We start from the raw sequence: 25,609 nt of genomic DNA on the forward strand, positions 1-25,609 counted from the left end.
ACGGAAAGGCGGCGGCACAGCGGCAGCCTGCAGACCATGCCAGCTACGGTCGTTCGATCTCAATGCCGGCCTCATCAAGCCAGCCTTCGACCTTACGCCGCGCAGCTGCGGAAATCTCACTGGAGTCGGGTGCGTCATCGTTCCACATCTCGAGCATCATGCGCCCCGACCACTCCTGCCGCTTCAGCTCGGCAAATGCGGCCTTAAAGTCAGCCGTGCCTTCTCCCATAGGGACTCGGCGCGGCTCTCCCGGGCGAACGTCTTTGACATGAATGGCCAGCATGCGCCCCTGCCCTGCCTTGAGTTCGGCCACAGTATCGAGTTCCTGCTCGGCCAAGTTGCCGATGTCGGGGTACATGGTGAGCCATGCAGAACCGACCTCGTCGCAGACTTCCAACCCTTTGGAGATGGAAGTCACGTCGTTGCCGTCCACATTCTCGATGCCCAGCATCACGCCGGCTTGAGCCGCATAGGCGGCCGCGCGGCGTAGCGAATCCACGTAGCGCTCACGTTGACCTGAATCAGGGGTTTCGTAGTAGGCGTAGTACCCTGCCACCTGCACCACTGGGATGCCGGCTTCGTGGCACAGGTCGATGGCCTTGCGGAAGATGTCATCCGCTTCCTGCCGCACCTCCGGATCGGCGGAACCAGGCCCTACCTTGCGGTGGCAACTCAGGCACATGCCTCCCACCTGTACCTGCTGCCGGTCAGCAGCCTCGCGGAACTGACGCGCCTGCTTGGCCGTCCAGTCGAGCCGCGCCATACGCTCCGGGGTCTCATCCACAGACAAATCCATGAAGGAGAAGCCGCCTTGACGCACGCCGGAGAGGAACGAATCCCAATCATCGGCGCGTTTCAGAGCTTTCTCGTAGATGCCGAGCCTCACGCTGCTCATCAGGCCCACACCTCACCAATCACGTCCTGCAGATGCGTGGCTGCCGCCAGCGGGTCGTCCGCCTTGACGATGCCGCGCCCAGAGATGATCACACCCACCGGAGCCCCCTTGAAGAAGGGCAGATCCTCGGCCTTCACGCCGCCAGTGACGGTAACCATGAAGCCCATATCGTGCAGCTCCTTGATCCGGGCGATGTCGTTGGGACCCCAAGTGAGCTTTCCTGCCACCTCGGCGTCACGCGAACGGTGCACGATGACCTGCTTGGCCCCCAGCCGGCGCCATTCGCGCGCCTGCTCCGGGTCGTAAGTCTCACCGAGTTCGATCTGCACCTCGCCGCCGAACTCGTCAGCGACTTTCACCACCTGCTCGACAGTGGTCATGGAGGCCCCGGCCACCACGGAAACCCAGTTCGCACCGGCTTCGAAGCAGTTGCGGGCAATGAGCGCACCTGCCTCGGCAATGCGCACATCCGCCAGAATCGTCTTGTTGGGGTACAGCGCGCGCACTTCACGCACTGCTTTGAGCCCTTCGGCAATGATGAGAATGGTGCCGCACTCAATCACATCGATCTGATCGATCGCTTGGTTGAGCGGGCGCAGCGCACTGGGCATGTCGGTGGTGTCGAGCGCGATTTGCAGCTTGGGACGTTCCAGACTCGTAATGTTTCCGCTCATCTCAGGCATCCTTACGCATAGTGAAGAAGGTCTGCGCGTTCTTCATGAGCAGCTTGTCCACATACTCGGGGTCGAAGCCTTCGGCAATCATGCGCGGGCCGTCCACGGCGGGGTTGTAGTCCACACCGGTCACCGAACCGTACGCCTTCTGGTAAGAGCGCTTACCGGAGTCGGTACCCAGCAGGATGCGATCCTCGTAGCCATCCTTCTTGAAGGCGGCAAGCTCGTTGATGCGGTTCACATCCGGCTGATACTTGATGCGGTACGTGCCGTCGATCTCAAGGTAAACACCAAGATCGAGAATCTGCTCCAAATAGTAGACGTCGGCGTTGCGCTGAATGTGGCCGATGGCAATCTGGTCTGCAGGCACGCCCAACTTGATGAACTCCTGCGCCTGCTCCAAGCCGCAGGTACCGAAAGTGGTGTGCGTGTTGATCGGGGCGCCGGTCTCGATGGACGCGATGGCCGCGGCCTCAAGGCACTTGTGCTCGAACGGGGTGATCTTGCCGTATGCGGTACCCACCTTGATGACACCGGCCTTGTACTTGCTGCGGTTAACGACCGGACCGGAATAATCGTTCTGGTCAATGCCCTCGCGAATGTCCGCGATGACCAGCTCGGCAATCTGGTCGACGGAATAACGGTTGATCCAGTGGGACTGCGTCTCCAGGTAGACGTGCTCACGATGGAAACCGGTAGCGGCGATGACCTGCAGCCCGTCAACGTCGCGAGCCACCTCGGCCAGCTTCTCCGGGTCGCGGCCGCAGTTGATGGGGCACATGTCAACCACCGTGCCGCCGTTCTTGCTCCAGTTCTTGGAAGCGTCCACAAAGCGCGTGGCCTCTTCTTCGGCCTTGGGCACGGAATCAAGCTGGTGGTCGCCATCGATGTAGACCTCACCTGCGCCAACGCGGATGAGGTGGTCGTGGCAATCCACCACGCCAAGGGTACTGGGATCTACGTCTCCGAGAATGGTACGTGCAAACGCCATTGCTGCTCCTTAGTATTGACTTCTTCATTGAAGGCTTGGCACCTGTTGCGCCGCCTGTGATTGTCAATCTAGCGCCTCGAGAAGCGGTTGGCGACACCCGCCGTGAACAAATGTTCATCATCGAAGTGTGACTTTTCGCGGAACAATGGCGTTTACCACTTCGCGAGCGCTCGTCATCCGGAAAACCGGCGATAGAATGAACACATGTTCAACGATGAATCATTAGCGTCCAGTACGGCACGCGATCATGTGGAACTCATGCTGCGTGTAGCGCGCTCCTACTACGAAGACAATAAGACCCAGGCGCAGGTGGCACGCGAGGTCGGCTACTCACGCCCCAGCATTTCCCGCCTGCTGGAGGAGGCTCGGCGCACTGGCATGGTGCGTATCACCATCAGCCATAGTCTGGAACGCCTACGCGAACTTGAGCAAGGGCTTAGCGACAAATATAAGTTGAAACATGTGCGTGTGGCCGAGGTGCGCCCGGGTGAAAGCACCAGCCAAGTGGTACCCGGGTACGCCGCTGCGCTATTCAGTGAACTATGCCAGCCCAACTCGCTGATCACGGTTTCCAACGGTCATGCCGTAGCGGCCACAGTGCGCGAAGTTCCGGTGAGCGACTGGCCTAAAACGAACGTGACGCAAATGATCGGGGCGTTGAGCCCCACCAATTCCATGATTGATTCACCGGACATATGCCGGCTGCTTGCCAGCCGTCTTGGCGGCACATGCACCACACTGCCGGCGCCTATGATTCTCTCCAACGTAGCACTGGCCAAGAGCATGCGGCACGAGCAGCAGATCGCCACCACGCTGGCGCTGGGCGGAGCTGCAGACGTGGCCATCGTCGGCATCGGTGCCGTTACCGACCAACGCCTTGGCCACATCTTCGATGCGTACGTGGACCAACCTACTGTGCGCGATATGCGCCAGCGCGGCGTGGTGGGCCATATTTGCGGGCATTTGCTCGACGCTCGCGGCCGCCATATTCATGGCGACCTGTGCGACCGCACCATCTCTGTGGATATGGAACGACTCAAACGCATCCCGCTCGTCATCGGTGTGGCGTGGGGGCAAGTCAAGCTCAAGGCGATTCGCGCATGCTTGCTGGGGCATTACGTTTCTGCGTTGGTCACCGACCAGAACACCGCCGAAGCACTGTTGGACATGTGAGCGTATGGCGCCGGGTCCCATATGTTGGGCGACATACCCGACTTGGGTGTTTGGTTGAGGTTGAAGATTTCCTGAGGATTGAGCACACGTTGCGTGGCAATCCGCAAGTGTTCGACTGCGCTAACTTGAAGCCCTGTGAGTGTCGAGCTCTACTGTAACCCGCAGGTGTTGCGCTTGTACTTCGGCAGTATTACAATATGTGATGTTGTCTCTGTGAGACACTGGGGCTGTAGCTCAGTTGGTAGAGCGCTTCGTTCGCATCGAAGAGGTCGTGGTTTCGATTACCATCAGCTCCACTTTACATATGGGTATACGAGGGAGTATTCACACAGATGAGTAACGTTAAATACGTTGCAGATATAATAGACTGGCGAAAGAAAGAGATAGGCATTAACGACGTCTGCTCCCACGAACACCTTTTCATGGCGTGGCCAACATACAAGGTGCAGAAAAAATCGGACGAAACTGACGACCAGTATGAAGACAGAATCGCAGAAGAGACTGAAGTCGAGGCTGTCGAGATAGTAGAAAGTGACAAAATGAGATTTCTTTCCGCCGCTTCGCTGGTGACAATTCTCATACCGAGTCAGTTAAATCATTAGAGCAAGCAGATGCACGATTTTTTGATGAGCCTTCTTTAGATGCGGCTACTTGGAGAGAGCTGACTCGAAAATTCTAATCAACGTTATACTAGGTGCAACGCCGCAGCTTTTGCACGGCGTCGATGGGAATCATCCCCATCACCAGCGGCAGGACAACTGTCAAACAACTTGCATGATCGGCGAAGTAATTGACTCACGAAACGTGGTTTATCTCTGCTGTTATCCCTTTCATCCCAGCAGAAGCAAATCCTCGGAGGCCAATTAACTGAACACATAAAACCATGTATTTGCACACGCAAAACCTGACGCGGCAAAACCGTCGCTAACAAGCTCTCAACGACGGAAACAACGCAACATCATTACCCAACGCAGCAAAAACGTCACTTACCGCTCGTCAGCGACGGAAATGACGCGACACCACTGTCTCACGCAACAAAAACGTCACTCACAGCCCAACAATGACAGAAACGACGCAATACAACCATCTAACGAAGAAACACAGGTCATTAAACGCGAGACCACACCGTACCAAAACATCACAGTCACTCAGGTCGCCGCAGCCGCGCACATCACTCGCACAACCTTCTACCGTCACTTCACCAACATCGACGATTTGGCGGATGCCGCCATCGCCGACGAGGTGGGACGCAAGGAGGCAGTGCGCATGTCGGCGCATTGCTGGAGTAGAACCCGCTCACCACTGGTTCTTGGCTGGTGCATTGATGCTCAGGCTGTGTGCAATTACTCCACCAGCGAGCGCACCTCGATGATGTGGTCGCGGGCCGGGCCGGTGCCGATGGCGGAGATACGGCAGTTGGAGATCTCTTCGAGGCGTTTCACATAGGCTTGCGTGTTGGCGGGCAGGTCTTCGAAACGGTGCACCTGTGAGATGTCCTCACTCCAGCCGGGCATGGTTTCGTAGACCGGAGTGGCGCGGGCGAATGCATCTTGATCGATGGGCATGTCGTCGTAGCGGGTGTGGGTGCCGTCGCCGTTATCCACATCGTATGCCACACAAATCGGGATTTCGCTCAGGCCAGTGAGCACGTCAAGCTTGGTGAGCACGATGTCGGTCAACCCGTTGACTTGAGTAGCATAGCGCGTCACTACCGCGTCAAACCAACCACAGCGGCGCGGCCTGCCGGTGGTCACGCCAAACTCGTGACCTTGGGTGCGCAGCCACTCGCCCGAGTCGTCATTGAGTTCGGTAGGGAATGGGCCTTCGCCCACGCGGGTTACGTACGCTTTGGCCACGCCGATAACACGCGAAATCTTGGTGGGCCCAACGCCGGTGCCTGTGCACGCACCACCAGCGGTAGGGTTGGAGGACGTGACGAACGGATAGGTGCCGTGATCCACGTCGAGCATGGTAGCCTGACCGCCCTCGAACAGCACGGTCTTGCCCTCGTCTAGCGCCTGGTTGAGCAGCAGCGACGTGTTTGCCACGTACGGGCGCAGGCGTTCACCGAGCTTGAGAAGTGTTTCGGTGGTCTGGCCGGCATCGATGGGGCGGCGGTTGTAGAGCTTGACCAACTCCTGGTTCTTTTGGTGCAGGCTCGCTTCCACTTTGTCGCGCAAACGTTCGGCATCGAACAGGTCGTGCACACGCAAGCCAACACGGTTGATCTTGTCCGCATAGGCAGGGCCGATGCCACGACCGGTGGTACCGATTTTGTGCTTGCCCAAGAACCGTTCGGTCACCTTGTCGATTACGCGATGGTACGGGGCGATGATTTGCGCCGATTCGCTGACACGCAGCTTCGAGCAGTCCACTCCCCTGGCTTCCAGCCCATCGATTTCCTCGAACAGAACTTGCGGGTCCACCACCACGCCGTTGCCTATCACCGGAGTGGCATTCGGGTTGACGATACCGCTCGGCAACAAGTGCAGCGCATAGCTCTCGTCACCCACCACCACAGTATGGCCGGCATTGTTGCCGCCGTTGAACCGCGCCACATAATCCACTTGCGTACCGATGAGGTCGGTGGCTTTGCCTTTGCCTTCGTCTCCCCATTGGGTACCGATAAGAATGATTCCAGACATAGCAGACCTCCAAACGCCCGAATTTGGCCGTTCCTAGCCTACTCGCAGCCATACCTACAGCCCACGCCTGCCCGGCGGAGCTCACTATGGTGGAAAGAGAAGGTTATTTCAGAGCTTTGCCGGCGCTGCCGAGCATCTCGCAGGCCTCTACCACGCGCGCTGCCATGGCAGTTTCCGCTTCTGCTCCCCAAGAACGGGGGTCGTAGTAGCGTTTATCGCCCACTTCGCCGTCCACTTTGAGCACCGCATCATAGTGCGCAAACATGTGGCCGGCAGCGGCGCGCGTGAAGGCATACTGCGTGTCGGTATCAATGTTCATCTTGACCACGCCGGCGCGAACCGCATCGGCAATCTCCGCCGCACTCGAACCGGAACCGCCATGGAATACCATGGAGAATGGCTTGTCTGCCGGGAATGAACCGGCCGAACCATTCAAGCCCTTTGCGACGAATCGACCAACCGGCGAGCTACCTTCCAAGCGACCGGACGCGACCGCATCGGCCACAGTGTGTTGAATCTCACCAAGCAGTTCCGGACGTAGCTTGACCACCCCAGGCTTGTAAGCACCGTGCACATTGCCAAATGTGAATGCCGCCAGGTATCGTCCACGCTCGCCCAGACCAAGCCTTCTCGCCACTTCCAACCCATCTTCAGGCGTGGAATAAAGCCGTTCATCAATGTCTGCACGGTGGCCGTCTTCTTCGCCGCCAACAGCACCGATCTCAATCTCCAGCACTGTGCGTGCCGCCTGTGAACAGTCAAGCAGCCGCTGTGCAATATCCAAATTGTCCGTCAACGGCAACGTCGATCCGTCCCACATGTGCGACTGGAACGCAGGCTCTTCTCCACGCTTCACCTGCTCGGCCTCATGCTCCAAGAGCGGCAACACCCACTCGTCAAGGTAGGGCTTGGCACAATGGTCAGTATGCAACGCCACAGCAATATGCGGGTATTGTGCAGCAACGCGGCGAGCAAAGTCTGCAAAGGCAAGTGAACCGACCACACGGTTTTGCGCGCTCTGCCCCGACAGATAGGAAGCGCCACCTACCGAAACCTGAATGATGCCATCTGACTCGGCCTCGGCAAAACCTTGCAGCGCAGCGTTAAGCGTCTGCGTGCTGGTCACATTGATGGCAGGAAACGCGTAGCCGCCTTGCTTGGCTGCATCAAGCATGTGCGCGTATCGTTCCGGGGTCGCCAACGTCATGCGCCCATTATATGCACCGACCCTATAGCGGTATGCAACTCAGTCCAGCTGCGCCAGCTACTCCTAGTGCCAGCTACTCTCCGGACTTGGCTCGGCGCAACGCACCCGGCACCGGCATGGGGAACGGTTTACGAGGCTTCACCGCTTTGGGAGCAGCCTTGGCTTCGGTGCTGGTGGCCTTTGCAGCAGCTTCAGCCGCCCATTGGGCATACTCGTCCAAATCGTCCTGTGACAGCGCATCATCGGCGTTTGCTCCCGCAGCGACCCCCTCGGACTCGACAGCCTCAGTGCCAGAAGTCACGGCAGACTCCTGCGTTCCCTCGATCTGCTCGAAAGGATCCACCAACCCTGAACCCGGCTCCTGCTCGTTCAACTCTTTGGCGAGCTCGTCATAATCGGTATCGGTTGTCAGATACTTCAACTTTCGGGCTATTTTCTTTTGTTTAGCCTTCTGACGTCCGCGGCCCATTTGACCCCCTGCATGCTCTTCTACCAGTGACATTTCATTGCCACCAGAGTATCACTTGGTATGCTCGTTTCATTGTCGGCTCAGACTTTTAGCATGAAATCATTATTATCCCGCAAGGTTTGCGGCGCTGGAAAAGGATCACCATGACAGACGCAGAGCACGAAGAACACCAGGTTACCGCCGCTGGGAACGAGATGAGCGCCAGTTTCCTCGCCGCCAAGGAGCGCTCGGAGAAGACACGCGCGAAGCTCGAAGCCAACCCCGGCAAGTTCACCATGCTCACTGGAGACCGCCCCACCGGTCGCCTGCACCTTGGCCACTATTTCGGTTCCATCAAATCACGCGTGGAAATGCAGAACAAAGGCGTGCACACCAACGTGGTGATTGCAGACTACCAAGTGATCACCGACCGCGACACCACCGATCACATTGGCGAGAATGTGCTGAATATGGTGCTCGATTACATGGCCGCCGGCATTGACCCGACCAAAACCATGATGTTCACACACTCTTCGGTACCGGCTGAAAACCAGCTCATGCTGCCGTTCCTCTCCCTGGTTACCGAAGCCGAGCTGGAACGCAATCCCACCGTCAAGTCAGAGAAAGAAGCATCAGGCCATGCGCTGACCGGTCTGCTACTCACCTACCCGGTGCATCAGGCGTGCGACATCCTCTTCTGCAAAGCCAACGTGGTGCCAATCGGCAAAGACAACCTGCCACACGTGGAAATTACACGCACCATCGCCCGCCGTTTCAACGAGCGCTACGCCAAAAAGAACCCCGTGTTCCCCGAGCCTGCGGCGATTCTCTCTGAAGCTCCCGAGATTCCCGGGCTCGATGGACGCAAGATGAGCAAATCGTACGGCAACTCCATCATGCTGGGCGCCAGCGCCGAAGAGACCGCGAAGCTGATCAAGAAAAGCCCCACCGATTCCGAACGCCGCATCACCTTCGACCCTACCAACCGCCCTCAGGTTTCGGCACTGCTCACCACCGCAGGGTTGGTCACCGACCGCGACCCCGCTGAAATCGCCGAGGAGATTGGCGATGCCGGCGCCGGCGCGCTCAAAGCCTATGTGATCGAATCCGTCAACAACTTCTTGGCACCACACCGTGAACGACGTGAGGAGTTGGCGAAAGATATGGATTCCATTCGCGACGTCATTCGAGACGGCAACAAACGCGCCAACGCAATTGCCGAAGAGACGCTCGGCGAGGTACGCGAAGCGATGGGTATGCAGTACTGATTCCATACAGTCCCACCCCTTACCGCCTTACCGCCTTACCGCCTTACCGCCTTACCGCAATGCTGCAATGCTGCAATCACACGGTTCAGCACATCTTGCGGCGAACCTTCCACCGGAATCTGGCAGCCGGCTTCGTCAGGCTCCAACAGCTCTATAGTGGCAAGCTGGCTGCCCAACAAGCTTGAGGGCATGAAGTGTCCTTGACGAGCCTCCATACGGGCCGTCAACAACTCGCGGCTTGCCGTAAGGTGCACAAAGTACATCGGACAAGCGTCGCGCAGCACGTCTCGATATGCACGCTTCAACGCCGAACAGGAGACCACTGTGGACACTCCTTGCGCAGCCCGCTCAGCCGTCCACTCGCCCACAGAGCGGAGCCACGGCCACCGGTCGTCATCGGTCAGGGGGGTTCCAGCGCTCATTTTGGCGATGTTGGCAGCCGGATGAAAGTCGTCGCCTTCGGCAAAACGGTAATCTAAATATTCCGCCAAACCTGTTGCCACAGTCGTTTTGCCACAGCCGGACACTCCCATCACCACAATATGCCTTGTAGCACGTTCACTCATGTCTTCTCCTTCACCACACCGACCTCAACCATCATGCACCCTCCTCTGATTTTCTCATTGAAATTTTCCATCAGAAGGCGCATATGCGCGCAAAGTAGAGTAGTCTGAAAGTATGGCACATGCACAGACAGAACATATTCAAGCTTGGCTCACCGACATGGACGGTGTGCTGGTTCACGAGAACGAGGCACTGCCCGGAGCCGTGGAATTCATTGACGCGCTCAAGAAGGCCGACGTGCCTTTCCTGGTGCTCACCAACAATCCCATTTTCTCGCCGCGAGACCTGAGCTGGAGGCTGCACGCCAGCGGCATTGATATTCCGGAGGATTACATCTGGACCAGCGCCATGGCCACCGCGAATTTCGTAAGCCAGCAGATTCCCCGGGGACGCGCCTATGTGGTGGGCGAGGCCGGTCTCACCACCGCCCTGCACGAGATGGGATACATCCTCACTGACCAGGATCCGGATTACGTGATCATCGGAGAGACGCGCAATTATTCCTTCGAAGAGCTCACCACGGCACTGCGTCTTATCCAGCACGGCGCACGATTCATCTGCACCAACCCGGACTACACCGGTCCCTCCTCAGACGGCGATCTGCTGGCAGCCGGCGCCGTGGCTGAGATGATTAAGACGGCAAGTGGCTTCGAACCATATTTCATCGGCAAGCCAAACCCGGTCTTCTTCCGCACCGCGCTCAACCAGCTGGGTGCACACAGCGAGACCACAGCGATGATCGGAGACCGGATGGATACAGACATTCGTGCAGGTCTTGAGGCCGGCGTGGAGACGTTCTTGGTAATGACAGGTATTTCGACCCGCGAGTCTATCGACAAATACCCGTTCCGCCCCTCGCACGTGGTCGAAGGCGTCAAAGATTTGATTCCCTACGTGCAAACCGCCAAGAAGCCGGGCGTAGTGAACGCTTCTCAGGCATCCACCAATCCGTCCGCCAAGCACGCAGCAAAGTAACCGGAACCAAGCAGAAACTCGAGCTAGCATATAGTCTGTATCGTCCGTATAGTCTGTAGTCTGTTTTGAGGTTTCTCTGTCTCATTGGCGTGTGCAAGTGTGGCCCTGTCGTGTTCGCGGCAGGGCCACACTGTGTTATATCGAGATATTCGACCGGCACCTCGCTCCGCAAGAACTTCCACGCCCGCCTTTGCAAAGAGCCAGCTCGCCCCATTGCCTTGATTAAAAGCCAACATCTAAAGTAAAAACGGTCCAGCATCAAAGTTTGTTCCGCAAAGTGGCCAGAATTCAAGGAATAACGCGCATGGGCAAGAATCGGGTTGAACATAGACAAGAGAAAACCCGGCAGGGGGTACCCGCCGGGCTGAGAGAGAAGAAATTCAGTTATGAAGATCCCGAAGAAACTCCATCACCGGTGTTACCCGCTGACAAGAACCATATAACCTCATAGTTCTTGGAAAAACGATGGTCACACCTCAAAAATCTCTGAAAGAACCTTCAAGGTTTACTTACTCTGCTTGATCAAGTTTGGCTTTCGCCTCTTCAAAGCGCTTCGCTTCATCTTCTTGACGTTTAGCGAGATCAGCCTCAAAACGAGCCAATTCCTCTTCCACAGCTTCTTCAGGAATCTTTTCAAAGATGGGAGTCGGCTGCGGCACGGGGGTACCTGCCGTCAACGTTTCACTGCGCCATGGGTGCACCGTACGGCCCAGCTCATAGTCTCCGGTGATGATGGGATAGGTGAAGCCCGGCTTATCGAGATCCTCCACCTCTTCGATTCGCGGCAACGGCGAGAAGACACCGGTACCTCCCAGCGCTTCCCACACCTTCTGGCTGGCATGCGGCAGGAACGGCGCCAACAAATGGTTCGCATCAGAAACCGCCTGCGCGCAGGTGTGCAGCACCGTGCCCAAACGCTTGTCGTCGTCCTTAATCTTCCAAGGTTCGACGGCGGAAATGTATTTGTTGATGTCACCCACCACACGCATAGCTTCATTCAATGCGTTCTTCTGACGGTGCCGCTCAATGAGACCGCCGACCGTGTCGAAGGCCGAGGCGCTCTCTTCGAGCAGCGCACGGTCTTCGGGAGTCATGGAATCCTCGTCAAGCTCCGGAATCTCACCGAACTTGCGATAGATGAGGTTAGCCACACGGTTGACCAGATTGCCCCAGCTGGCAGCCAGTTCCTCGTTGTTGTGGCGCACAAACTCCGACCATGTAAAGTCAGCATCGCTGGTCTCAGGGCCGGCTACAGAGATGTAGTAGCGCACTGCGTCCACGGGGTACCGTGCCAGAATGTCTTTGACATAGATCACGATGCCGCGAGACGAGCTGAACTTCTTACCTTCCATAGTCATGAACTCGCTGGCCACCACCTGCTCAGGCAGATTCAGCTTGCCGAATTCACCAGGTTCTCCGCCCTTGGAGCCTTCGCCGTTGTAAGCCAGCATCTCGGAAGGCCAAATCTGGGAATGGAAGGTGATGTTGTCTTTGCCCATGAAGTAGTAGGACAGTGCCTGCGGGTCGTTCCACCACGCTTTCCACGCATCGGGTTCACCTTTGCGGCGCGCCCACTCCACAGAAGCCGACAAGTAGCCGATCACCGCGTCAAACCATACGTAGAGCTTCTTGTTGGGATTGTCGATCCAACCATCCACCGGCACGGGGATACCCCAGTCGATGTCGCGTGTGATGGCGCGGGGTTTGACCTCTTTAAACAGGCCTATGGAGAAGTTGATGACGTTGGTGCGCCATCCTTCACGTGTCTTGAGCCAAGCCAGATTCGCCTCGGCGAGCGCCGGCAAGTCAAGGAAGAAGTGCTCGGTCTCTTCGAAACGCGGGGTCTCGCCGTTGATTTTGGATACCGGATTGATGAGCTCATCTGGGTCAAGCTCGTGGCCGCAGTTGTCGCACTGATCGCCGCGAGCGCCGTCAGCACCGCAGATAGGGCAGGTGCCCTCAATGTACCGATCAGGCAGCGTGCGCCCGGTAGAGGGTGAAATCGCAACCTTTTGCGTGCCTTTGTAGATATAGCCGTTCTCTAGGCACTGCTTGAACATCTCCTGCACCACCTGCTCATGATTGCCGGTAGTAGTGCGAGTAAAGAGGTCGTAGCTCAGGCCTAGGTCACACAAATCCTGCGCTATGACACGGTTGTAGCGGTTGGCCAGCTCTTGTGGCCCCACGCCTTCTTTGTCTGCTTCGACAAGAATGGGGGTGCCGTGCTCGTCAGTGCCGGAGACCATGAGCACGTCGTCGCCTTTCATACGCTCGTAGCGCGCGTACACGTCGGAGGGCACACCGAAGCCCGCGACGTGTCCGATGTGGCGAGGGCCGTTCGCGTAGGGCCAGGCAACATTTACCAAGATATGAGTCATGTCCCGATTATCGGGCCGAGCGAGGACAGCCAGACCGGCTCTACCGCTGACCAAACTTCATCGGAACAATGGTAAACAGTGCGATGCACCTATATCAGGGCTGTTGCCGAGCAAGTTGTTCGCAGTGTCGTCCACAAATCTTTTTTGCTCGCAGAAGTTATCCACATATCCACGGATTTGCAAAACCGGCTGGCGTACTCATGCTGCAGCGGTTACAGTCAAGCGCAATCCCTCCGGCATCCAGCGGAAGGACACAGCCAATCCATACCGGCGCACACCAACGGCACTGACCGGCACGACCGGCAACCACCACACCCAAGGAGCAATATGCAGACCGCACCCAACATGAAAACCCTTACTCCCACTGGTTCGACTGGTTCGACAGCCTCTCCGATGGCTGTCTCTTCCGGCCACACACAACAACAGCGGTTCGAGGTGCCCTCTTCACCGCTTTTTCCTCCCAACATACCTATCGGCAATCCTTCAATTCATGGCGCAGAACAGGTGCACAGCACCGGTTTGCATACCAAAGTTCCCCATACAAAAGCGGTAGGAAACCTTTCTGCCCCCGCTTTCCCCGGTGAGGCAAGCATTGCGCCGACACTGCTCAAGCTGAAAAGTCTGCCCGGCCCCATGAGCATGAATATATTGGGAGATTCCGGAACCTTGCATCGTCTTGACGATATCAATGCCTACCTGTCGCAATATGCCGACACACTGTTCGGGCGCGGCATCATCATGGCGAATCTGGTTCCCCCACATGCTACCGCTTGTGCAGGCACAGCTGCATGGGTGTGGTTGGGAGGCGAGTTCCCTGAGACTGTGGATGTCATCTCGACCTCCCACTACCGCACGCTCGCCTACGGGCGCAAGGTGCACAGCTGCGAACGTAATGCATGCGCGTCCGAAATCAGCAACATCGCCGGGTTGAACATCACCACTCCTGCGCGTACCGCAGTAGATATCGTGCTGGCGTCATGCGTGGAGATTGAACAAGACGACAAGACGGAACCATTACGAGACATGGAGAACATGCCTGGAGGAATGGGCAAAGTATGCCATGCATGTGCCGCCAAGACCGGGACGATAAGTGCGGCAGCCCGGGAAAACGCCTGCGCGCTCATTCAGGAATATCATTTCGACCCTGCAGACTGTCTGCACATTCTCGAAGAAAATCGGTTCTGGCCAAATAGCGGGCAAGCAAAGGAGTTTTTCAAAACCATACGGTATTGCTTCTAGGCGGTCTCGTGACGGTGCAACATCGTCACCATCCAGCCTTCGACAGCCTTCCGACGCATGATCAACTCTCAGATGCAAGATCAGCTCTCAGAGGAGACAACGAAAAGCCTGTGAGAACAGGCTATTGGAGCAGAAAATTGCGCCGTGCCAGCCGGCATTCCACGATTATCGCAACATAACGGTGATAGACTCACCCGTACCGTTATGTTCGAGTTGAAAGTGGAAAGTCGCCATCGACATTAAGGAGGGAGCCGTCACGGCGCTGCTTCCCAACCCGAGTTCACTAAGAGAGTCCGATTATTCCGGATGATCGACAAGGACAGAGGAGTGACAGCAGAAGTGCAGAACACACATCGCAAATATCACAATCAACGCGCCTTCGCAGGTATAAAAACGAGTGCCAAGCCAAAGAAAAAGACGCGCCGCATCCAAATTCGCAGGCTGTTCCTGCGCAAAAAGGACGTCACCATCGTCGAGCCCACAGTGCTCAAGCAAGCCATCGCTGGAACCGTGGTCGGCAATTTCATGGAATGGTATGATTTCGGCGTCTACGGGTATCTCGCCGTCACCATGAGCAAAGTGTTCACTGGAGATATGCCGGAGAGCATGGGGCTGCTCGTCATGTTGCTTGGCTTCGCCATCAGTTTTCTGGTACGCCCGCTTGGCGGTATTGTGCTCGGCCCCATCGGAGACCGCGTTGGCCGGCAAAAAGTGCTGATGGTCACGATGAGCATGATGGCCATCTCCACTGGGCTTATCGGCTTGCTGCCCACCTCCCAGCAAATCGGCGGCTGGGCTATTCTGCCGCTCTACCTGCTCAAGATGGTGCAAGGCTTTTCCACCGGCGGCGAATACGCAGGCGCTACCACATACATCTCCGAATTCTCACCCGACCGCAAGCGCGGTTTCTACAGTGCATGGCTTGACTTAGGTTCCTATCTCGGCTCCGCGTTCGGCGCCGCAACTGTAGCCATCACCACAGTCGTCACCAACCATGTGGCAGGCCCGAACTCCATGGTCAACGGCGGGTGGCGCATCCCCTACCTGCTCACCATCCCCTTGGGTATCTTGGCAATTCTGCTGCGGTCAAGAATCCCCGAGACTCCGCAGTTCTCCGAACACGTCAAGCGCGAGGAGACCGCCAAGGCCCAGCAGGCCAGCGGAACGACCGGTTCCAGCACACGCACCACATCGCAAGCGCAACCGCAGCCGCAAACCAATGTTTCCGCGTGGGACCGCACCGGCACAATGCGGTATGTCATCAAACATTATTGGCGCCGTCTACTCATCGCAGTCGCCATCGTCGCCGCCACCAACACGGCGGGATATGTGCTCACCAGCTATATGCCCACCTATCTGGAAGAAGAAGTTGGCACCAGCACCACCATGGCAGCCGCAGCCACCGTGCCAGTGCTCATCGTCATGTCGCTGTGCCTGCCTCTGGTGGGCGCGCTTTCCGACCGCATCGGCCGCAAACCGATCTACCTCGCTGCCTCAATCGCCACGCTCATACTGGTCTATCCGGCATTCCAGCTGCTGCACCAGGGCACCTTCTGGTCGATTCAAGCAGCCTTGGCCATGATTGCGGTTCCCATCGCCCTGTACGCTGGTGTCTCCGCCAGCACACTGCCAGCCCTCTTCCCTACCGAATCGCGGTTCTCCGGTATGGGACTGTCCTACAACTTTGCCGTCTCCCTGTTCGGCGGCACCACTCCGCTGGTGGCGCAGGCGCTTATCTCAGTGACCGGCAACCATGACATGCCAGGTTTTTACATCATGTTCTTCGCATTGTTCAGCGGCATTGCGGCACTGTGCATGAAGGAAAGTTCCCGCTCACCTCTACCCGGCTCCATGCCTACTGTGGAAAGCGAGGCCGAAGCCAAACAACTGGTGCGCACACAGCGAGAGAACCCGCTTATCGACACCAGCACCATGCCCATGCCGCTGGTAACGGTAGAGATTCCCGCCGGACAGATACTGCCACAACAGCCCGAAAACGTACGATTGGCGCGAAAACCTGAAACCCGCGCCGAAGTCAAACCCGCGAATGGCGATGAAACGGCGGCTCAACGGCAGATATCCAATACCACACAGCCACCAAAACATGAGGAGTCTGGGCCAGCTGTTTCACCAACCAAGGAGAAACCACACCAATAATCAGACCAACTTGGAACTAGCCAGTGCGGAAAAGGAGGCCGTACACAACGGTAGAGCATGCCAGACTTGCGTATATCGTACCTTCGATACACGCGATTACCAGCCAGACGCTGCCCTACATAGGCAGCACATACACCCGGTTGCCGCTGAAATTCGCACTGCCTGATGCCTACTGCTGCTTGAGTTCAAGTACCGCCTGGTATATCTCCTTGCGTGCCGGCATTGAACCGTCAGCCAGAAGATGTTCCTTCGCCACTTCGGCGATGGCATCCTTGACGCGCACCCCACTCGCCTGCGCACGTTCCATCGCCAACTGCGCCAAATCAACGATGCTCAGCGAACCTCCCTGGGCATCGGCGGCCTGCTGCGCCTCTTCATCACTTGCACCGGCGACCACCAACACAAGCTCACCACGCGGCGGGTCCTGTTCCACACTGCTGCGAATCTGCGAGACAGTACCTCGCCGAATCTCCTCGTGAGTCTTCGTCAGTTCTCGGCATAACGCCATGGCACGATCCGAACCGAACACCTCCAACAGGTCAGCCATCGACTCATCAATGCGATGCAGCGTCTCATACCAGACGATGGTGCGACGCTCTGCGAGCATAGTACGCAAATAGCGCACACGTTCGCTGTGACGGCGCGGCAGAAAGCCCTCATAGCAGAACTTGTCGGTAGGCAGGCCAGACAACGCCAGCGCGTCAAGCACCGCGCTTGGTCCGGGCGCACAGGTGGCGGGAATGCCACGCTCGATAGCGCGGCGCACAATCGCAAGCCCTGGATCATTGATGGTAGGCATGCCGGCATCTGACACCACTAGCACGGTGGCACCAGATTCCACCTCATCCAGCAGACCGTCTGCACGGTTGCGCTCGTTATGATCGTGGTACGCCACCACACGACCGTTGACATAAACACCCAGTCGACGTGCTAAATCGTAAAGACGCCGCGTATCCTCGGCAGCCACAATGTCAGCATGTTCCAGCAAGGCTTTCAGCCGGTCGGACGCGTCGCCAGTATTGCCAATGGGCGTGGCCGCAAGCACCACCGTGCCGCGCGGGATCATATCGGTGTTCGTCGTATTACTGTCCGTCATATCAGTATCAGCCATATCAGTATCGTCATCAGCAACGCGAGAGTGATCAAAATCGGCACTCACCGCAGCATCAGCCACATCAGTGCCAACCATATCAGTGCCAGTCGCATCTGCCCCAGCATCAGCTATATCGTTGCCAGAAGCAACCATATCAGCCGCATCGTTGCCGACCACATCCGTATCACCATCAGCAACGCAAGAATGTTCGGTATCAGCACTCACCGCAGCATCAGCCACATCGCTGTCAGCCACATCCATACCAGCCATACCGGTGCCAGACTCATCAACATCAACATCAGACATACCAGTATCACCACCGGCACCGCAAGAGTATTCGGTATCCACACTCAACGCAGCATCAGTGCCATACTGATGACCCTTGGTTACTTGGCTGTCAGGCTCAGCAACAGCAGGTTCCCCATCCATCTTATCTGTCATCCCGTGCTCTATGTCCCCGAAATCATGCGTCATATCCCCAGTATCGCGCGAGACCTGTAAAACCCACCTGCACACCTATTTGAATAACGCGCCATGCAGTCTAAGCACTGCTTGACCATCTCCTGCGCCACCTGCACAACCATTGAATAGCAAGTCATGCAGCAAAACCGTCACTAACCCGTTATCAGCAGCGATTGCACGGATCCAACAACCCCCAATCACCGGGGCACACATGATTATGCCGCCAACAAACCACAACCGAACACTCAACGCAACAAAACCGTCACTGACTTCACCTCAGCGACGGTTTCGCCGCTTCACCCATACTCAACACGTCAGAAACGTCACTGACACCATCCCAGCGACGATTCAGCTGCTGCACGACCACCCAACGCAACAAAACCGTCACTCACATCACCTCAGCAACGGTTACGCTGCTTCACTGCCGCCCAACGCAACCAAACCGACGCTCACGTCCAACAAGCAACGGTTTCGCCGCAACCACGTCACCCAACGCAACCAAACCGTCTCTGACATTCGATAAGCGACGGTTCTGTTGCGATAACATTCAGGTTAACTGCGCACCACCGGGGTATACGTCGGTTACGCGTTACGCCACCTACTAGCCACACCCCAACGCGCAACAAAACCGTCACTGACACCATCCCAGCGACGATTCAGCTGCTGCACGACCACCCACCGCAACCAAACCGACGCTAGCACTGCCTCAACGACGGATTAGTTGCGACTCTACTGCCAAACGCAACAAAACCGACGCTGAGCGGGCGCTAGCGACGGTTTTGTCGCGCAGCCGGCAGTACCGTGGCAGCACCATCATCGCGGCTGGCGGAAGTGGCGGTCGCCAATCGGCTCGAAGGGGGCGTGCGGCTCAAGCTGATACCAGTAGGCCACACTGGCCACATCGTCGCTGCGCTCGAACAGCCCCGCCTCCTGACTGCCGATCTGCTGCATGGTAACGCGCAGGTCGTGGTCAAAATAGATGGGGTCAGGCAGGTGCCAACGGTACAGTCCGCGCATCACCGGCGTGGCCAGATCCCAATAGTCGCTGCTGCGCCCTTCCAAACGTTGCGAATAGAATGGGAAGCCAACGAAGGGGCTGCAGTAGGTCTGCTCGTACATCTGCCCGCGTGCAGGAGTGGGTGACCCCGGATGCGTGGGCGCGCCCAAATCGCAGCCGGCCGCACCGTTCCCCTCACCCCCGTCGCCGAACGCCCCATAGCTCCATGCGCCACCAAAGTAGTCTTCACTACCCGTACTGCACCACGTGGGATAGTCGCCGTCACCGTCGATGTACATTTTGATTTCGCCCTCGCCCCACCAGCGGCTTTCGAGCGCCGTGAGCGCCACATACGTGCCCACATACGCCCCCTTGCCGCGCACGCCATCGAGAATGGTGTAGTCGCGCCCAAGCTCAGTGACCCGCTCGCGCCGCCACTGCGCGTGGAAGCGCATGGCGCCCACGGGCAGAGCGTCGTACTCGGTGTAGTCGATTTGGTAGAAGAAGGCCGGCACGTCCTCGTTATGGTCGCTGCGCAGTACGATTTTGGCGTGCTCGAACGGCATGGAGAAGTAGGAGTTGAAGCCGCGCTTAGGCGCCACCATGATGGGCAGCGAGTTGACGCGGCAGTCCTGTGCATGCCCGCAGCAGAAGAAGTCGCCGATCGGCGCCACCACGGAGGGGCTTTCCTCGCCATCCCAATAGAATTCGAGGATCAGGTTGCGCAGCACGTTCGGCCCGGTGGGCGAGGTTTTGTCGGTCACTGTCATCCAGATATGGCGGATCACCCCCGGCCCGTCCACGTCCATGAGCGTCACCGAAGCGCCGGCCGGCACCGTGCCCAGGCACGGCGTGCCTTTGCGGCTGGGGCCAAGTTTGCTCGCGCTCATGGCCCCCTTGCCCTTCTGCCCGCGCGGGTTTTCGGCATTGACGCACCGCGAGCGAGCGCTGGAGGCCATGGCGACGCCGTCGAGCAAACCTAAGCCGAAGCCGCCCGCGGAGCCAAAGCCACCCCCGGAGCTCAATCCGCCACCAAAGCCCAAGCCTAGGCCGGAACCGCCTGTCGTGTCCGTTGTGGGTCGCGATTCTTGTGCTCGCTCGTTCATTGATATTCCTTCCTTATGTTTCGCTACCACCGACGTCGCCGATGTTGCTTACGCTACCGATGCGCTTACTTCCATACTTACGTCACCGACGCGCTTACTTCACCGAACCGGATACAATGCCTTGGTTGAGCTTGCGCTGGAAGATGATATAGAAGATGATCGTAGGCGCAATACTCAGCAGCGAGGCCGCAGCCAGCGTGGTAGCATCCATCGTATGCTGCCCCTGCAGCGTGGCAAGGGCCAACGGCACAGTCTGCACTTTGTCGTCCATAAGGAACGCCATCGGCATCATGTACTCGTTCCATGTCCAGACGAAGAAGAACACAAAGAGCACGCTGATGGTCGACCACGAAACCGGCAGCACCACCTTGATGAGCGTCTGCCAGCGTGTGGCGCCGTCCAGCGTTGCGGCTTCGAGGATGGCCTGCGGGAAGGTGCCGTAGACCGACGACAGCAGATAGGTTCCATAAGCACTTTGAATTACCGAGAAGATGACGATGATGGCCAGCTGGGAGTTATAGAGCCCCACTCGCTTGAACATGGTGTACAGCGGGTAGAGCAGGGCCTCCTGCGGCATCATATTGGCCAGCATGATAACCAGGATGATCCACCGGTTGCCCTTTACCTTACCGATTCCCAGCGCAAAGGAGTTGAGCACCGCAAGCAGCACCCCGAAAAACGCGACGACCAGTGAGATGACCAGGCTGTTCACGAATTTCGTCGGGAAATGGCTCGTCTTCCAGAACGAGACGATGCCGCTGACGGTAAAGTGCGCCGGCCAGGAAAGCGGGCCAGTGGAGTTGTAGTCGCTGATGGTCTTGAACGCGTTCATCGTCAGGATGATGAGCGGGCTGAGCATGACGACTGCCCCGACGATGAGCAGGATGAGCACCAACCAATCGCTCCAGGAGCGGATGCGCTGCGCCTTCAGCGGAGCCTTCGTCCTGTTCTTTGGATGCGACTGTGCCACTGGCGTCGGCGCTGGCGTTGGCGTTGGTTGTGACACTGATTTTGGTTGTGCCTTTGACATCGATATTGATACCGCCGTTGATGCAGACACAGGCACAGACGCAGAAGCAGACGCCACCTTGGCATGTGCCGCGCCGCCACGCGTCAATGGTGAAACTGCGGAAGTTGCCGAAGCCGTTGAAATCGTTGAAGCTATTGCAGTTGTTGCAGCCGTTTCTTTTACCATGATGAACCCCTTTCAATCCATGTTCTTTTCGACGTGCCCCTGCACGAGCGTGAACACCACGGAGAAGACAATGATGACCACCGTCAAAGCAGTCGAAATAGTCGCACCGTAACCTACTTGCTGCACTTGGAAGAACTGGTTGTAGGAATAGTACGACGGCACGATAGTGGAGGTGCCGGGCCCGCCTTTGGTGAGCAGATACACCGGGCCGAAGGTTTTCAGGGCGCCGATCGTGGCGGTGAGAATCACCACCAGCAGTTCCGGCATGATGGCCGGCAGGGTGACGACGCGGAACTTCTGCCACCAATTCGCGCCGTCCAAGCTGGCGGCTTCGTACTGCTCGGGGTCAACTCTTTGCAGACCTGACATGAAGATGACGATTGGGTAGCCGAGCTGAATCCAAATGAGGATGAACATGAGCACTGGCAGCGCCGTTTTCTGGCTGCCCAGCCAGTTGCCCTGCAGCATGCCAAGGCCGATTTTTTCTAGCAATGCGTTAAAAGCGCCATCGTCCGGCCTGAAAATCCAGCCCATAATGATGGATGCGACCGCGACGGGCAACAGTTGGGGAAGGTAGTAGAGCGCTCGGATGAACGAAGCGATGCGTGGCCCGAACTTTTTCTGTATTACATCGGTGAGCAGCGAGGAGATAAACAGGCCAAGAATCGTTGGGATGATAACGATGGCAACGATAATCCACAGCGAATTGGCGAAGGACTTCCAAAACATGCCGTCTTGGAACAGGCGCTGCCAATTCGTCGTCCCGATGATTTTCACGGGGCCCACGCCACGCCAACGGGTGAAGCTCAAGAAGACGTTCCACAGTGCAGGAACGACGATGATCACCAGCAATGAGAGCAATCCGGGGATGAGGTAGGGGATAAATCGGGAAGATTTGTTGCCCGGCAACCGGGAATACGTGACTCCTGATTTTGCGTTTCGTTTAGACATACAAGCCTCCTATGCAATGCGCAGTTTTCCAAACGGATACGGTAATGATGTGAGCCGCGGTGGGCACGTGCTGTGCGCATTGGCACCCACCGCGGCGGGCCTCTTGCCTTCCGATCCTGCAATTGCGCATAACCGGAAGGCAAGTAGGGAGAGCGGTTAGTCTTTGACACCCATATCTTCCACGCCGGAGTTGTAGGCCTTCTTGAGATCCTGCAAAATCTGGTCGGGCTTCTTGGTGCCGTTGACCAGTTCCTGGAACTCGGCGGACATGGCGTCCGTCAGGCTCGAAGCGGGGTAGTCAGGATAGTAGGAAAGAGCGCTCTCGGACGAGAAGCTTTGATACTCCTCGATCATCTTCTTGTTCTTCTCATCGGTGATCTTGCTCATGTCGGCGTTGAGCGGCACATTGCCGGCATTGCCGATACCGGTCTGCACGTCCTGGGAGATTACTTCGTTGAGCAGCTGGGCGGACCAGTCCTTGTTCTTCGAGCGCTCGGGAATGACCAGCAGGTTGCCGGTGCAGCCCTGCAGCATCTTGGTGCCGGGCATGACGGAGGCGTCCCAATCAAAGTCCTTGATCTGGCTGTTGAAGCGGCTTTCCGTCCAGGTACCGGTCTGGTAGATCGGACTTTCGCCCTTGATGAAGGACACCGTGGTGTCCTCGCCCTTCAGGCCGGTGGCGTTGCGAGAGATGTAGCCCTTCTGCAGCCATTCGTCGATTTTGTTCGTCGCGTACGTCAACGGTTCGGAATTCCAATCGACGGGTTGCTTGTACATCTGCCAGGCGTCGATGAATTTCTTATCGGCCTTGGTGCCGACCAGCGACCACCAGAGCCAGAGCACGCCGTAGTCCTGGGCATCCGCGGCGATGGGAGTGATGCCGGCGGCCTTGAACTTCGCGCAGGCGTCTTCGAATTCGTCCATGGTGGTCGGAATCTTGATGCCTTGCTTGGCGAACATGTCCTTGTTGTAGAACACGCGCTGGTATTCGGCGTAGCTGGGCAGGCCGACCCACTTGTCGCCTTCCATCACGCCTTTGTCGTCGTACTTGGCGATGGTGGCGTCACCCTTGGAGATGTCCTTGTCCCAGCCATACTTCTCCACGTACGGGCCGAGGTCGGAAAGCAGGTTCATGGATGAGAGCATGCCGGCGGAACCGTTGCCGCGGTTGGATTCCATGATGTCCGGCGCCTCGTCGGAGTTGAGGAACTGGCTGGCGTTCTGTGCGATCTGGGTGAATGACTTGGTTTCGAACTTCACCTTGATGCCAGTCTTCTTGGTGAACTTGTCCGCGGCTTTCTTCCAGGCTGCGGTCTCGGCGGAGGTCGGATCCTCGTAGTACCAGAAGGAGATCGACTCGGGCTTGGCTCCCGAGTCGCCTTTTTGCGTGTCGCCGCTGCCGCAGGCCGCCAGTGGGCTCAACATCGTCACGGCCGCGACGATGGCGGCTATTTTTTTCTTCGCATTCATTGCTTTGTCCTTTTGCTTTGTCCTTGAGCCGCACGGCCCGCGATGTCACAAACGCGCATTGCATGCATAATGCGAAACGTTTCGACAATCGGCAGAGTTGCACGCCTCGTTGCGTTTCACTGTTGATTGCATCGACTCTTATACTGCAGAGCCTGACATGGTTACGATGTCCTCATTGACATACCTTGCTGAGTGTTGACATTGCTTTACATACGCCGCCCCCTTCCGCTGCGTCGTGGAGCATCGGCCAGCGAGCCGCGATCGACAAACACCGGCTGATGCAGCTCCACCAATCCGCGGATGTCCTCATGCCGCTCGATGGAGTCAAGCAGCATGCGCATGGCCCGTTCGCACAGCTTTGCAGGGGTGATAGGCATTTCGGATATGTTCCGGTTGGGCAACTGACTTTCCAGCAACGTGCCACACGAAATCACGGATACGTCCCCCGGCACCCGCAGACCCTTGGCGTCCAGGGTTGCAAGCACTAGGGAAAGCAACGACCCATCGGCCTCATTGACCATGGCGGTCGGGGCATGCGCCCCGCAGAACACATCGTCAACGAACCGTTCGGCATCAAAATCAGCGTAACTTACCAGCTCGGGAACCACGACTTCGATGCGGGAACTGCGCGCGGCGCGCAAGAACGCATCGCGGAACAGCTCCATGTATCCCGGAATGGGTTCGTGAATGTCAACCACGCTGCGCAGCAACGCCACCCGGTCATGCCCGGCATCGTGCAACATGCGCACAGCCTCCACACCCATGGCCGCAAAATCGATGTCAACGCATGCGCAGCCGCCATGATTGGCCGGATATCCGATCGCCACGCACGGTTTCCCGTAGTTCGCCGCCGCGGCGGTGCGTGCGTCGTCCTCTTCCACATCAAGCAGCACCACCCCGTCCGCAAGGTTGCTGCGGGTCACCCGTTCGATGTCGGCCACGGCATCCTCGCCGGTCAGCAACAGAACGTCGTAGCCGGCGGCTTTTGCCTGAAGTGCGGTCTGCATGAAGTACACGCTGAAACGCGCCTGCTTGACCTCACGACGCCCAGGGGCGATGGCGATGATGTGGTTGCCTCCACCGCGCAGCTTTTGCGCACTGGCATCGGGGATATAGCCCAGCTTCTCAATGGAGGCCATGATGCGGTCGGTTGTCTTTTTGGAAACGGAGCGCTTTCCCGACAGGGCATACGAGACGGTACTGACCGAGACACCGGCGTCTTGCGCCACATCCTTGATGCCAGCCATGTCATCTCCTCTCCACTGCGAGAGCCTGCAGCCTCGCTCGCAGTGCGCCGAACGAAGCCAGTGGTACGCGTGACGTTCATCGTCGAAACGTTTCGCTTTTGTTATTTTAATCACACTATTTCCGGTTTGTCAACTCGCCAACCGCACCACCGACAGAGCACAGCGCCACAAGGACGCTAGGACTACACGACATACAGCACAACTACGAATAGTCACAAGCACCCATCAAGGCATATCCCACCGCCTACTGCATATTGCCCACACCGTACGTTTCCATCTCCTTGGCAAGGCCACAGGCCAGATGACAGCCATTGTAGCTGCGCAACATCTGTAACCTATATCACACAATATCGATACTTTAGTAGATAATATTCACATATTTGCAGAGTACAAGCGCGATAGGTACATACATGAGACACGGACACCAACGACAGCCCCAACATGCCACCGCCCAGCACAACAACCGGCTGGCAT

At 57.4% G+C, this 25,609-nt stretch carries 21 protein-coding genes and 1 tRNA gene; 8 read left to right on the forward strand and 14 right to left on the reverse strand.

The window, feature by feature from the left end; translation table 11 throughout:
• Positions 1–43 precede the first annotated feature (43 nt).
• From ACSYSO_RS07625 to ACSYSO_RS07635, 3 genes are read right to left on the reverse strand one after another with little or no spacing between them, the layout of a single operon-like run.
• Positions 44–895, reverse strand: coding sequence for an L-ribulose-5-phosphate 3-epimerase (locus tag ACSYSO_RS07625; protein WP_489760711.1), 852 nt, complete (start codon positions 893–895; stop codon positions 44–46).
• Positions 895–1,569 (reverse strand): 3-keto-L-gulonate-6-phosphate decarboxylase UlaD, encoded by a 675-nt coding sequence (locus ACSYSO_RS07630; RefSeq protein WP_489760712.1) that lies wholly within the window; start codon positions 1,567–1,569, stop codon positions 895–897. The genes ACSYSO_RS07625 and ACSYSO_RS07630 overlap by 1 nt, the downstream gene beginning before the upstream one ends.
• Before the next feature lies 1 nt (position 1,570).
• A complete protein-coding gene (locus ACSYSO_RS07635) occupies positions 1,571–2,560 on the reverse strand; it encodes a phosphotriesterase family protein (RefSeq protein WP_489760713.1) in 990 nt (329 codons plus the stop codon).
• A gap of 204 nt (positions 2,561–2,764) precedes the next feature.
• Between ACSYSO_RS07635 and ACSYSO_RS07640 the strand changes: the two genes are divergently transcribed.
• From ACSYSO_RS07640 to ACSYSO_RS07655, 4 genes are all read left to right on the forward strand, one after another.
• Positions 2,765–3,733 carry a sugar-binding transcriptional regulator gene (locus ACSYSO_RS07640; RefSeq protein WP_489760714.1) on the forward strand — a complete coding sequence of 323 codons (969 nt, stop codon included), beginning with the start codon at positions 2,765–2,767 and terminating at the stop codon, positions 3,731–3,733.
• Positions 3,734–3,956: 223 nt separating this feature from the next.
• Positions 3,957–4,029: transfer RNA gene (locus ACSYSO_RS07645), tRNA-Ala, on the forward strand.
• Between the two features lie 36 nt (positions 4,030–4,065).
• Positions 4,066–4,335, forward strand: a complete 270-nt coding sequence (locus ACSYSO_RS07650; RefSeq protein WP_489760715.1) for a hypothetical protein — start codon at positions 4,066–4,068, stop codon at positions 4,333–4,335.
• 406 nt (positions 4,336–4,741) lie between these two features.
• Positions 4,742–5,179, forward strand: coding sequence for a TetR/AcrR family transcriptional regulator (locus tag ACSYSO_RS07655; RefSeq protein ID WP_489760716.1), 438 nt, complete (start codon positions 4,742–4,744; stop codon positions 5,177–5,179).
• Here ACSYSO_RS07655 and ACSYSO_RS07660 read toward each other — a convergent pair.
• The 3 genes from ACSYSO_RS07660 to ACSYSO_RS07670 form a co-directional block, all read right to left on the reverse strand.
• Positions 5,077–6,378, reverse strand: coding sequence for an adenylosuccinate synthase (locus tag ACSYSO_RS07660; RefSeq protein WP_489760717.1), 1,302 nt, complete (start codon positions 6,376–6,378; stop codon positions 5,077–5,079). The genes ACSYSO_RS07655 and ACSYSO_RS07660 overlap by 103 nt on opposite strands.
• Positions 6,379–6,481: 103 nt before the next feature.
• Entirely contained in the window at positions 6,482–7,585 is a 1,104-nt protein-coding gene (gene fbaA / locus ACSYSO_RS07665; protein ID WP_489760718.1) for a class II fructose-bisphosphate aldolase, read from the reverse strand.
• A gap of 73 nt (positions 7,586–7,658) precedes the next feature.
• Positions 7,659–8,054 carry a DUF3073 domain-containing protein gene (locus ACSYSO_RS07670; RefSeq protein ID WP_489760719.1) on the reverse strand — a complete coding sequence of 132 codons (396 nt, stop codon included), beginning with the start codon at positions 8,052–8,054 and terminating at the stop codon, positions 7,659–7,661.
• Positions 8,055–8,197: 143 nt separating this feature from the next.
• Here ACSYSO_RS07670 and trpS point away from each other — a divergent pair, with 143 nt between their 5' ends.
• Positions 8,198–9,301, forward strand: a complete 1,104-nt coding sequence (gene trpS / locus ACSYSO_RS07675) for a tryptophan--tRNA ligase (RefSeq protein ID WP_489760720.1) — start codon at positions 8,198–8,200, stop codon at positions 9,299–9,301.
• Between the two features lie 35 nt (positions 9,302–9,336).
• Here the strand turns inward: trpS and ACSYSO_RS07680 are convergent, their stop codons facing one another.
• Positions 9,337–9,867, reverse strand: a complete 531-nt coding sequence (locus tag ACSYSO_RS07680; protein WP_489760721.1) for a gluconokinase — start codon at positions 9,865–9,867, stop codon at positions 9,337–9,339.
• A gap of 112 nt (positions 9,868–9,979) precedes the next feature.
• Between ACSYSO_RS07680 and ACSYSO_RS07685 the strand changes: the two genes are divergently transcribed.
• Positions 9,980–10,840: an HAD-IIA family hydrolase gene (locus tag ACSYSO_RS07685; protein ID WP_489760722.1), complete on the forward strand. Its 861-nt coding sequence runs from the start codon at positions 9,980–9,982 to the stop codon at positions 10,838–10,840.
• A gap of 509 nt (positions 10,841–11,349) precedes the next feature.
• Here the strand turns inward: ACSYSO_RS07685 and metG are convergent.
• Positions 11,350–13,218: a methionine--tRNA ligase gene (metG, locus tag ACSYSO_RS07690; protein ID WP_489760723.1), complete on the reverse strand. Its 1,869-nt coding sequence runs from the start codon at positions 13,216–13,218 to the stop codon at positions 11,350–11,352.
• Positions 13,219–13,545: 327 nt separating this feature from the next.
• Between metG and ACSYSO_RS07695 the strand changes: the two genes are divergently transcribed.
• Entirely contained in the window at positions 13,546–14,457 is a 912-nt protein-coding gene (locus ACSYSO_RS07695; protein ID WP_489760724.1) for a hypothetical protein, read from the forward strand.
• A gap of 339 nt (positions 14,458–14,796) precedes the next feature.
• Complete coding sequence (locus ACSYSO_RS07700) at positions 14,797–16,614, forward strand: MFS transporter (protein WP_489799324.1); 1,818 nt, start codon at positions 14,797–14,799, stop codon at positions 16,612–16,614.
• Positions 16,615–16,783: 169 nt separating this feature from the next.
• Here ACSYSO_RS07700 and rsmI read toward each other — a convergent pair whose 3' ends face one another.
• The 6 genes from rsmI to ACSYSO_RS07730 all read right to left on the reverse strand — a co-directional run bounded on the left by rsmI (position 16,784) and on the right by ACSYSO_RS07730 (position 25,135).
• On the reverse strand, positions 16,784–17,725 hold the full coding sequence (rsmI, locus tag ACSYSO_RS07705; protein ID WP_489760754.1) for a 16S rRNA (cytidine(1402)-2'-O)-methyltransferase: 942 nt from the start codon (positions 17,723–17,725) through the stop codon (positions 16,784–16,786).
• 1,257 nt (positions 17,726–18,982) lie between these two features.
• A complete protein-coding gene (locus ACSYSO_RS07710) occupies positions 18,983–20,125 on the reverse strand; it encodes a glycoside hydrolase family 172 protein (RefSeq protein WP_489760755.1) in 1,143 nt (380 codons plus the stop codon).
• 241 nt (positions 20,126–20,366) lie between these two features.
• Entirely contained in the window at positions 20,367–21,242 is an 876-nt protein-coding gene (locus ACSYSO_RS07715; protein ID WP_489760726.1) for a carbohydrate ABC transporter permease, read from the reverse strand.
• A gap of 237 nt (positions 21,243–21,479) precedes the next feature.
• On the reverse strand, positions 21,480–22,418 hold the full coding sequence (locus ACSYSO_RS07720) for a carbohydrate ABC transporter permease (protein WP_489760727.1): 939 nt from the start codon (positions 22,416–22,418) through the stop codon (positions 21,480–21,482).
• 156 nt (positions 22,419–22,574) lie between these two features.
• Positions 22,575–23,888, reverse strand: coding sequence for an ABC transporter substrate-binding protein (locus ACSYSO_RS07725; protein WP_489760728.1), 1,314 nt, complete (start codon positions 23,886–23,888; stop codon positions 22,575–22,577).
• Between the two features lie 206 nt (positions 23,889–24,094).
• Positions 24,095–25,135: a LacI family DNA-binding transcriptional regulator gene (locus ACSYSO_RS07730; RefSeq protein ID WP_489760729.1), complete on the reverse strand. Its 1,041-nt coding sequence runs from the start codon at positions 25,133–25,135 to the stop codon at positions 24,095–24,097.
• Positions 25,136–25,609: the final 474 nt, after the last annotated feature.

The sequence above is a fragment of the Bifidobacterium sp. ESL1130 genome (assembly GCF_058507935.1).

Bases quoted from the DNA above. Each gene is read 5' to 3' on its own strand.
- ACSYSO_RS07625 (WP_489760711.1), bottom strand. From the start codon at position 895: ATGAGCAGCGTGAGGCTCGGCATCTACGAGAAAGCTCTGAAACGCGCC.
- ACSYSO_RS07630 (WP_489760712.1), bottom strand. From the start codon at position 1,569: ATGAGCGGAAACATTACGAGTCTGGAACGTCCCAAGCTGCAAATCGCG.
- ACSYSO_RS07635 (WP_489760713.1), bottom strand. From the start codon at position 2,560: ATGGCGTTTGCACGTACCATTCTCGGAGACGTAGATCCCAGTACCCTT.
- ACSYSO_RS07640 (WP_489760714.1), top strand. From the start codon at position 2,765: ATGTTCAACGATGAATCATTAGCGTCCAGTACGGCACGCGATCATGTG.
- ACSYSO_RS07650 (WP_489760715.1), top strand. From the start codon at position 4,066: ATGAGTAACGTTAAATACGTTGCAGATATAATAGACTGGCGAAAGAAA.
- ACSYSO_RS07655 (WP_489760716.1), top strand. From the start codon at position 4,742: ATGACGCGACACCACTGTCTCACGCAACAAAAACGTCACTCACAGCCC.
- ACSYSO_RS07660 (WP_489760717.1), bottom strand. From the start codon at position 6,378: ATGTCTGGAATCATTCTTATCGGTACCCAATGGGGAGACGAAGGCAAA.
- fbaA (WP_489760718.1), bottom strand. From the start codon at position 7,585: ATGACGTTGGCGACCCCGGAACGATACGCGCACATGCTTGATGCAGCC.
- ACSYSO_RS07670 (WP_489760719.1), bottom strand. From the start codon at position 8,054: ATGGGCCGCGGACGTCAGAAGGCTAAACAAAAGAAAATAGCCCGAAAG.
- trpS (WP_489760720.1), top strand. From the start codon at position 8,198: ATGACAGACGCAGAGCACGAAGAACACCAGGTTACCGCCGCTGGGAAC.
- ACSYSO_RS07680 (WP_489760721.1), bottom strand. From the start codon at position 9,867: ATGAGTGAACGTGCTACAAGGCATATTGTGGTGATGGGAGTGTCCGGC.
- ACSYSO_RS07685 (WP_489760722.1), top strand. From the start codon at position 9,980: ATGGCACATGCACAGACAGAACATATTCAAGCTTGGCTCACCGACATG.
- metG (WP_489760723.1), bottom strand. From the start codon at position 13,218: ATGACTCATATCTTGGTAAATGTTGCCTGGCCCTACGCGAACGGCCCT.
- ACSYSO_RS07695 (WP_489760724.1), top strand. From the start codon at position 13,546: ATGCAGACCGCACCCAACATGAAAACCCTTACTCCCACTGGTTCGACT.
- rsmI (WP_489760754.1), bottom strand. From the start codon at position 17,725: ATGGCTGATACTGATATGACGGACAGTAATACGACGAACACCGATATG.
- ACSYSO_RS07710 (WP_489760755.1), bottom strand. From the start codon at position 20,125: ATGGCCTCCAGCGCTCGCTCGCGGTGCGTCAATGCCGAAAACCCGCGC.
- ACSYSO_RS07720 (WP_489760727.1), bottom strand. From the start codon at position 22,418: ATGTCTAAACGAAACGCAAAATCAGGAGTCACGTATTCCCGGTTGCCG.
- ACSYSO_RS07725 (WP_489760728.1), bottom strand. From the start codon at position 23,888: ATGAATGCGAAGAAAAAAATAGCCGCCATCGTCGCGGCCGTGACGATG.
- ACSYSO_RS07730 (WP_489760729.1), bottom strand. From the start codon at position 25,135: ATGGCTGGCATCAAGGATGTGGCGCAAGACGCCGGTGTCTCGGTCAGT.